The following is a 7,858-nucleotide window of genomic DNA, read 5'->3' as shown; positions in this document are numbered from 1 at the left end:
CCCGTCCCGTACGACCGCGGTCAGCGGGTGGTTGAACGCGTGGCCGTGGCGGGGGAGTTCGAGGTCGCGCCAGTCGCCCTCGCCGCCGACGACCGAGTAGTCGAAGGCGTGGGTCCAGTGCTGGAGCTGGAAGGCCGAGCCGTCGGGGGCCGTGCGGCGCGGCGGGTCGATCCAGATGCCCGAGGGCCAGCCGGTGCACGAGCGCATCAGCGACAGGTGCAGATCGCCGGAGGTGTCGACGGCGAAGCCGGGCATGCCGCGGTTGAGCACGGCGAGCGAGGCGCCGTCCCAGTCGTCCTCGGGGGCGGCGCCGGGCCCGTCCCCGTACGCGGCGGCCTCGATGACGGAGTCTTCCAGGTCCGCGACGAGGTCGGCGACCGCCTTGGCGTCGCCCTCGGCCGTGGCGCCCGCGACCACCAGCAGCGGCAGCCGGACGAGGTCGCGCAGGTCGGCGTCCGCGACCCACTCCTCGCGCAGGCTCCGCCGCGGCGCGAGCCACAGCCGGGCCGCGCCGTCGCGCGCCAGCTGCTCGCGCAGCGCGGACTCGGCGCCCGGGGTGCGGGACAGGGCCTCGGCCACCACCGGGTTGCGGTCGGGGGAGCCGACGGCGAAGCGCACGTCGGGGAGGTTGGAGTCGGTGTCGAGCAGCCCGTAGCGGGAGCCCTCGGCGATGGTCGTGGTGGCTGTGACGCCCGCGCGGACGAGGGCGGCGGCCAGTTCGGCGCCGGTGGAGCCCGCCTCCTCCCAGGAGGGGAAGACCAGTTCGGCCACGCCGATCGCCCGCGTCGCGCGCCGTCCGCCGTCCCGCGAGCTCAGCGCGACCCGGGCCGTGGAGCCGATGCCGAACCAGGTGTTGGCCGGGTTGTCGAGGGTGAACGGGTGGTGCTTGCTGTCCACGTCGGTGAAGCCGAAGCCGCGGCCGACGACCGCGTCGGCGACCTCGCTGACCGGCAGACCGCCCCGGACGGCGGACGGCCAGCGCAGCCGGATCAGCCGGTCGGCACCGTCGAAGCCGTCCACCGTCGTCGTCACGTCCAGGCGCGCCACGCCCGCCCACAGGTGCAGGCGCTGGACCGCCCGGCAGACGCCGAGGTCCACGGTGACGGTGATGCGGGAGCCGGCGGGGGAGTGCTCGACCAGGACCTCGGCGGGCCGGTCGCCGGAGCGGGCGGCGATCGTGCCGTTCGGCACGAGGTGCCAGGGGCCCTCGCCGTACTCGGGGTGGGTCGGGTACTCCTCGTGCACCACGATCTCGTTGCCGACCTCGCCCTCGCGGACCAGCTCGCGGCCTGATCCGAGGTCGCGGAGGCGGGTGACGCCGCCGCCGCGCGCCGGGTCGACGGTCACCTCGTAGAACTCGTTGCCGATCGTGAAGCCCGCCCCGCCACCATCGGGCAGCCAGGCCTCCGCGGTGCCCTCGGCGAGCCGCAGCGCGCGGTAGCCCACGCCCGGCACGCTGTCCACGACGACCTGGAGCTGCCCGTCCTCGGCGACGGCGGGCAGCGGCGCCCCGTCCTCGTCCACGGGGACCAGTCCGGTGTCCGCGACCATCAGCACGTCGCGGCGGGACCAGGAGGCTGGGTTGAAGACCACCAGATCGGAGGCCGGCGCGCCCTGGGCGGCCTCCGCGGGCTCCACCAGCTCGGCGATCGCGGCGGTCGCGTCCGCGCCAACCTCCTCGGCGATGTCCACCAACTCCCGCCAGCCGGTGAGCAGATCGATGTAGACCTGATCGGACTCCGAGCCGGTGATGGCGTCGTGGTGGGCGCCGTAGACGAGCTGCCGCCACGCCTTGTCCAGGGCGGCGTCCGGGTAGTGCGCGCCGGTCAGCAGGGTGGCGAGCGTGGCCCAGGCCTCGGCGTCGGCGAGCAGCGTCTCGCCGTACCGCTGGGCCTGCTTGGTGTCGATGTACGAGACGTCCTTGCCGGTGTAGACCGGGTTCATGTCGCGGGTCTGCGGGGACGGGGTGCGGCCCGACTCCGCCAACTCGGCGCGGACGGCGGCGAAGAAGTCGCGTGGCAGCCCGCTGACGAACCGCGGCCACACGTACCGCTCGTTCCAGTCCCGGTGGATGTCCATGACCCAGCGGCAGGGCGGGGAGTAGTCGCCGCCGACCGGCAGCAGCACGTTGCGCGTCAGGGCCACCGATCGCAGCTGCTGGAACAGGCGGTACGCGGCCTCCTCCGCCCCGGCCAGGTCCGGCGCCGAGTCGATCTTCCAGCCGGCCATGTAGTGGTTGACCATGTAGGAGGTCAGCAGGGAGCGGCCGGAGGGCGCCATCCACGAGAACTCGGCCGGGAACTGCATGGCGGTGGGCGGCTTGTAGTCGTCGCCCCACTTGCGCATGGTCGGGCCCCACTGGTGGAACGGGCCGCGCGCCCACGAGCTGGAGGTGAGCCCCGCGTCCGCCATCAGGCCGGGGAACTGCGGGTCGTGGCCGAACGCGTCGAGCTGCCAGGCCGTGGCCGGGTCGGCGCCCATGATGTCGCGCTGGAAGCCCGCCCCGTACAGGGCGTTGCGGATGGTCGCCTCGGCGCCGGTGAGGTTGGTGTTGGGCTCGTTGTACGTGCCGCCCATGATCTCGATCCGGCCCTGCCGCAGCAGCTCCCGCAGGAACGCCCGCTCCTCGGGGTGGGCGTCCCAGTACGGCTTGAGGTAGTCGATCTCGGCCAGTACGAAGGTGTACTCGGGGTCGCGCCGGGCCAGGTCGCTGTGCGCGCGGATGAGGCTGAACCCGGACTGGCCGCGCGAGTCGAAGGTGCGCGAGGGCATGCCGCGCCCGGTGTCGTCGGCCTCGTCCCAGGTGGTGGTGTAGGCGGCCTGGGTGTTCCACCACACGGGGTCGTAGTGGAAGTGGCTGACCATGAACATGGTCCAGCCCGGCTCGGCCACCTCGAACTCGGCCTTCCGGATGGCCGAACGGGGCTGCTCCGGGCCGGTGTTGCGGCCGTCCACCCGGATCGGGCAGCGGGTGCCGGGCGGCTGCTCGCACACCATCGGGATCTCCACCCGGGCCCTGCCGCGCTCGTCGCACTCCACCGCCACCGGGCGGGCGCCGTTCGCGTCGCGGCCGGAGACCGTCAGCTCCAGACCGGCGTGCGGTACGTACTCGACCTCCACGAGGAGGACCTGCCGGGTGTGTTCACCGTCCCTCACGAAGCACTGGGTGGAGTCGACCTTCGTGATCCGCATGCCTGCCCTCTCGCAATTTCGAACCTGGTGCGTAATTCGCCGCGGTGGCGGCCTACTTACGAACCAGGTTCGTTAATTCCCGGATTCGCCAGACTCGTTGACACGTCCGGCAAAGGACTTGCAGAATGCGGCATCCGAACACGGGAGGTCAACAGTGAAGTTGGGCCGGCGCCCCCGCAGATGGGGCTCGATCACGATTTGTGCAACGCTGGGACTCGCGCTTTCCGCCTGCCAGGGCGGGGCGTCGGCGGGCGGCGCAAAAGACACACTGGTGATCAACTATGCATCGGGCAAGACCGTTCTGCAGGAGAATTACAATCCGCTCGTGACGACCGGCGGGACCGCCACCCAGGGCACCCGGATCTACATGTTCCAGTCGCTCATGGGCATCGACAACCTCAAGGGCGGCGAGTTCACGCCGTGGCTGGCCAGCGCCCAGGAGATGTCGAAGGACGGCCGCACGCTGACCATCACCCTCGACAAGCGGGCCACCTGGAGCGACGGAAAGCCGGTCACGGCCGAGGACGTGGTGTTCACCTTCGACCTCGTCAAGAAGACACCGGCACTCAACGGCACGGGCATCTCCTTCGAGACTGTCGAGGCCAAGGACGACAAGACGGTCGTCATGACCTTCGAGAAGGCCGCTTTCACGCAGGTCCCCGGAATTCTCAAGCAGTACATCGTTCCGAAGAAGCACTGGGAAGGAAAGAACCCGGTCACCTTCACCAACCCGAAGCCGGTCGGCAGCGGCCCGTACACCCTTGAGCGGTTCAATCCGAAGCAGGTCACGCTGCAATTGCGGGACGATTACTGGCGCTCGGATACCATCAAGGTGAAGCACATTCAGCTGCCGGTGGTGAACGCCGCCACCGAGATCTCCCAGATGATGAGCGGAAAGCAGGATGTGAGTGGTGGCGCGATAGCCAACCTGGAAAAGCTCTACATCCAGAAGGACCCGAAGAAGAACGGCTACTTCTACCCGTCCTACGGGTTCCTCTCGATGTTCTTCAACCACGACAGGCCCCAGCTGCAGAACGTCCACCTCCGCAAGGCGATGTCGCTGGCGATGGACCGCGAGCAGCAGATCAAGCTGGTCACCGCGCTCGGCGCCAACCCCATCAGCCAGACCGGACTCGACGCCGAGACCCAGAGCAAGTGGCTCGACCCGGCCTACAAGGAGCCGGTGGAGCAGGATCTCGCCGCCGCCAAGTCCGAGCTGAAGAAGGCCGGATACACCCTGCGCGGCGGCAAGGCCGTCGACGCCAAGGGCAAGCCGCTCGCCCTCAAGTACATCGAGGTCTCCGACTTTGCAGACTCCGTCCAGCGCGCCCGGGTCATCGCCAGCCAGCTGATGAAGATCGGCGTCAAGGTGACGGTGCAGCCGCTGGCCATCGCCACCTACAACGAGGCCAAGGCCAAGGGCGAGTTCGACCTGGCCGCCTCCGGCTACGCCTACGGCGCCGTGCCCTGGCAGGTCTACAACTCGATGCTCAACAGCCAGTTCGCGGGCAGCGCCGACGGCAAGAAGCCCGCCCAGACCAACAACTTCCTGCGCTGGCGCGATGACAAGACCGACCGGCTGCTGGACGAGATGGCCTCCTCCGGCGACGAGAAGAAGCAGATCGAGGCCACCCGCAAGCTCGAGAAGGTCATCGTCGACGAGGTGCCGTACGTGACGCTGTCCAGCATCACCGCGGGCTGCGCCTGGAGCAACCGCAACTGGACCGGCTGGCCCAGCGAGAAGGACGACCCGTACACCTACTGCGCCCCCTGGTACGACGGCCCCGAGTTCGAAGAGGTCCTCTCCCGGCTGAAGCCCGCCGGGTCCTGACCGGGCCCCGACCAGAGAGAGTTCGCACCATGACAGCGACCACGCTCGCCCCGGGCGGACCCGTGCAGGCCGCGGGCAAGGCGGCAGGCCGCCGCGGCGGCCGGCGTTCGAGGATCCTGCTCCGCAGGATCGGGTTCTACCTGGGCACCGCTGCCGTGGCGATCACCCTCAACTTCGTGATCCCCCGGCTCATGCCGGGGGATCCGGCGTCGGTGATCCTCACGAAAATGGGCCAGAAGGAGCAGATCTCCCCGGCCACCGAGGCGTCGATCCGGGCCCTGTTCGGCATGCCCGACACGAGCCTGTGGCAGCAGTACCTCGACTACCTCGGCCAGCTCGCCCACCTCGACTTCGGCACCTCCATCACGTACTTCCCCACCCCCGTCTCGACGGTGATCTCCCAGGGCCTGCCGTGGACCCTCGGCCTGGTCACGCTGACCACCGTGCTGGCGTTCCTGCTCGGCACCGGGCTCGGGATCCTGGCCGGCTCCCGGCCCGGCAGCCGCTTCGACAGCGTGATGGCGCCGCTGGCCACCTTCCTCGGCTCGATGCCCTACTTCTGGGTGGCGACCATGATGCTCCTGCTGCTGTCGGTGAGCGTCCCGGTCTTCCCCTCCCAGAACGGCTACGACCTGGCCCTCGAACCCGGTCTGACCCCGGAGTTCATCGGCAGCGTCATCACCTACGGCACGCTTCCCGCGATCACGATCATCGTGTCCTCGGTCGGCGGCTGGCTGCTGGGCATGCGGAACATGATGATCACCACCGTGGCCGAGGACTACGTCTCGCTCGCCGAGGCCAAGGGGCTCAGCCGCTGGCGGGTCCTGCTCTCCTACGCCGCCCGCAACGCGATGCTCCCGCAGGTCGCGAGCCTGGCCATCTCCATCGGCTCGGTCGTCGGCGGCTCGCTGCTCGCCGAGGCGGTCTTCCAGTACCCCGGCGTCGGCTTCCTCTTCTACCAAGCGGTGATCAACCTGGACTACCCGCTGATGCAGGCGCTGTTCCTGGCCATCTCGCTCTCCGTGCTCTGCGCCAACTTCATCGCCGACTCGGTCTACGTCTTCCTCGACCCGCGGACCCGGGAGGACGCGTGACCGCCGTGCAGAGTGTCCCCACCGTCCCCGAGTCCAGGACCGCCAAGGGCGGCAGGGGCGCCAGAATCCTCAAGGGCCTGCGCCGCGCCCTCCCGGCCAACACCAAGGCGCGCGTCGGACTCGGCATCATCGCGGCGTACGTGCTGGTGGCGGCGGTCGGCCCGTGGGTCGTCCAGTCCCTCATGGGCCTCTCGCCCACCGACCTGACCCCCGACGTCCTCCAACCGCCCTCCCTCGCCCACCCGTTGGGCACCACCCAGGACGGCTCGGACGTCTTCGCCCAGCTCGTTGTCGGCACCCGTACCTCGCTGCTGGTCGGCGCCGTCGCCGCGATCATCTCGACCGTGCTGTCGGTCGCCATCGGCCTCATCGGCGGCTACTACGGCGGAACCGTCGACTCCGTCCTGGGCGCGATCACCAACGCCTTCCTCGTGCTGCCCGGCCTGCCGCTGGTGATCGTCCTCGCCGGATACCTCCAGGGCCGCGGCGGCCCCTACACCGTCGCCCTCGTCATCGGACTCACCGGCTGGGCCTGGGGCGCCCGCTCCAAGCGCGTGCAGACCCTGTCGCTGCGCAGCCGGGACTTCGTCCTCAATGCCCGCCTGCTCGGCGAGAGCAACCGGCGGATCATGGCCGTCGAGGTGCTGCCCAACCTGCTGCCCGTCATCTCCGCGACCCTGATGATGTCGCTGGTCACCTCCATCCTGGCCGTCTCCGGCCTGGAGTTCCTCGGCATCGGCGACATCAACACCACCAGCTGGGGCCAGATGCTCTACCTCGCCCAGCAGCGGCAGGCGCTGATGTCCGGAGCGTGGTGGTGGTTCGTACCGCCGGGCGTGGCCATCACCGTCCTCGGCGCGGCGGCCGGCCTGGTCAACTTCGGCATCGACGAGCTGACCAACCCGCGGCTGCGCGGAGCCAGGAAGCAGACACGGCGTGCCGCGGAGAAGTCCCGTACGGCCGGGAAGGCGGCGCAGTCATGAGCGAGACCCTCACCGGCACGGCCCCCGGCACCCCTTCGGGCCGCACCCGCCCCGGCCCCGACAGCGAGATCCTCCTCGATGTCCAGAGCCTGAGCGTCGACTACGGCTCCGACTACGGCCCCCTGCCGGCCGTCTCCGACGTCTCCTTCACCCTCCGCCGCGGCGAGATCCTCGGCATCGCGGGGGAGAGCGGCAGCGGCAAGACCACCCTGATCAACGCGCTGCTGCGGCTGCTGCGCCCGCCCGCGACCGTACGGTCCGGCAGCGCCGTGCTGCACCCGTCCGGCGGCGAGCCGGTGGACCTGCTCAGCGTCGGGCAGAAGCGGCTGCGCGAACTGCGCTGGGAGCACAGCGCGGTGGTCTTCCAGAGCGCGATGAACGCGCTCAACCCGGTGCTGCGGCTGGAGAAGCAGTTCGCCGACGCGCTGCGCGCCCATCGGAAGATCTCCAAGGCCGAGGCGCGCGAGCGCTCGGCCCGCATGCTCGAACTGGTCGGCATCCCGGCCGGCCGCCTCGCGGACTACCCCCACGAGCTGTCCGGCGGCATGCGGCAGCGCGCCACCATCGCCCTGGCCCTGGTGTGCGAACCCGACCTGCTGGTGATGGACGAGCCGACCACCGCGGTCGACGTCGTCATGCAGCGGCAGATCCTGCGCCAACTCATCCGCCTCCAGCGCACGCTGGGCTTCTCGGTCGTCTTCATCACCCACGACCTGTCCCTGCTGCTGGAGACCGCCGACCGGATCGCGGTGATGTAC

At 70.1% G+C, this 7,858-nt stretch carries 5 protein-coding genes; 4 read left to right on the top strand and 1 reads right to left on the bottom strand.

Annotated elements, in window-relative coordinates; translation table 11 throughout:
* Positions 1 to 3,192 (bottom strand): glycoside hydrolase family 38 N-terminal domain-containing protein (locus tag AOK16_RS02160; RefSeq protein ID WP_240483320.1); only part of this gene is annotated, 3,192 nt, incomplete at its 3' end.
* 325 nt (positions 3,193 to 3,517) lie between these two features.
* Here AOK16_RS02160 and AOK16_RS02155 point away from each other — a divergent pair.
* From AOK16_RS02155 to AOK16_RS02140, 4 genes are all read left to right on the top strand, one after another.
* Positions 3,518 to 5,023 (top strand): ABC transporter substrate-binding protein, encoded by a 1,506-nt coding sequence (locus AOK16_RS02155; protein WP_157859069.1) that lies wholly within the window; start codon positions 3,518 to 3,520, stop codon positions 5,021 to 5,023.
* A gap of 29 nt (positions 5,024 to 5,052) precedes the next feature.
* Positions 5,053 to 6,117: an ABC transporter permease gene (locus AOK16_RS02150; RefSeq protein WP_079100965.1), complete on the top strand. Its 1,065-nt coding sequence runs from the start codon at positions 5,053 to 5,055 to the stop codon at positions 6,115 to 6,117.
* A complete protein-coding gene (locus AOK16_RS02145; RefSeq protein WP_240483319.1) occupies positions 6,114 to 7,100 on the top strand; it encodes an ABC transporter permease in 987 nt (328 codons plus the stop codon). Before AOK16_RS02150 ends, AOK16_RS02145 begins: the two co-directional genes overlap by 4 nt.
* A partial coding sequence (locus tag AOK16_RS02140; protein ID WP_055470487.1) for an ABC transporter ATP-binding protein occupies positions 7,097 to 7,858 on the top strand: 762 nt, incomplete at its 3' end. The genes AOK16_RS02145 and AOK16_RS02140, both read left to right, overlap by 4 nt.

The sequence above is a fragment of the Streptomyces pathocidini genome (assembly GCF_001418495.1).
Classification (GTDB): domain Bacteria; phylum Actinomycetota; class Actinomycetes; order Streptomycetales; family Streptomycetaceae; genus Streptomyces; species Streptomyces pathocidini.
The sequence above is the reverse complement of the archived record's forward strand: the minus strand, read 5'-3'. Positions and strand labels throughout refer to the sequence as shown.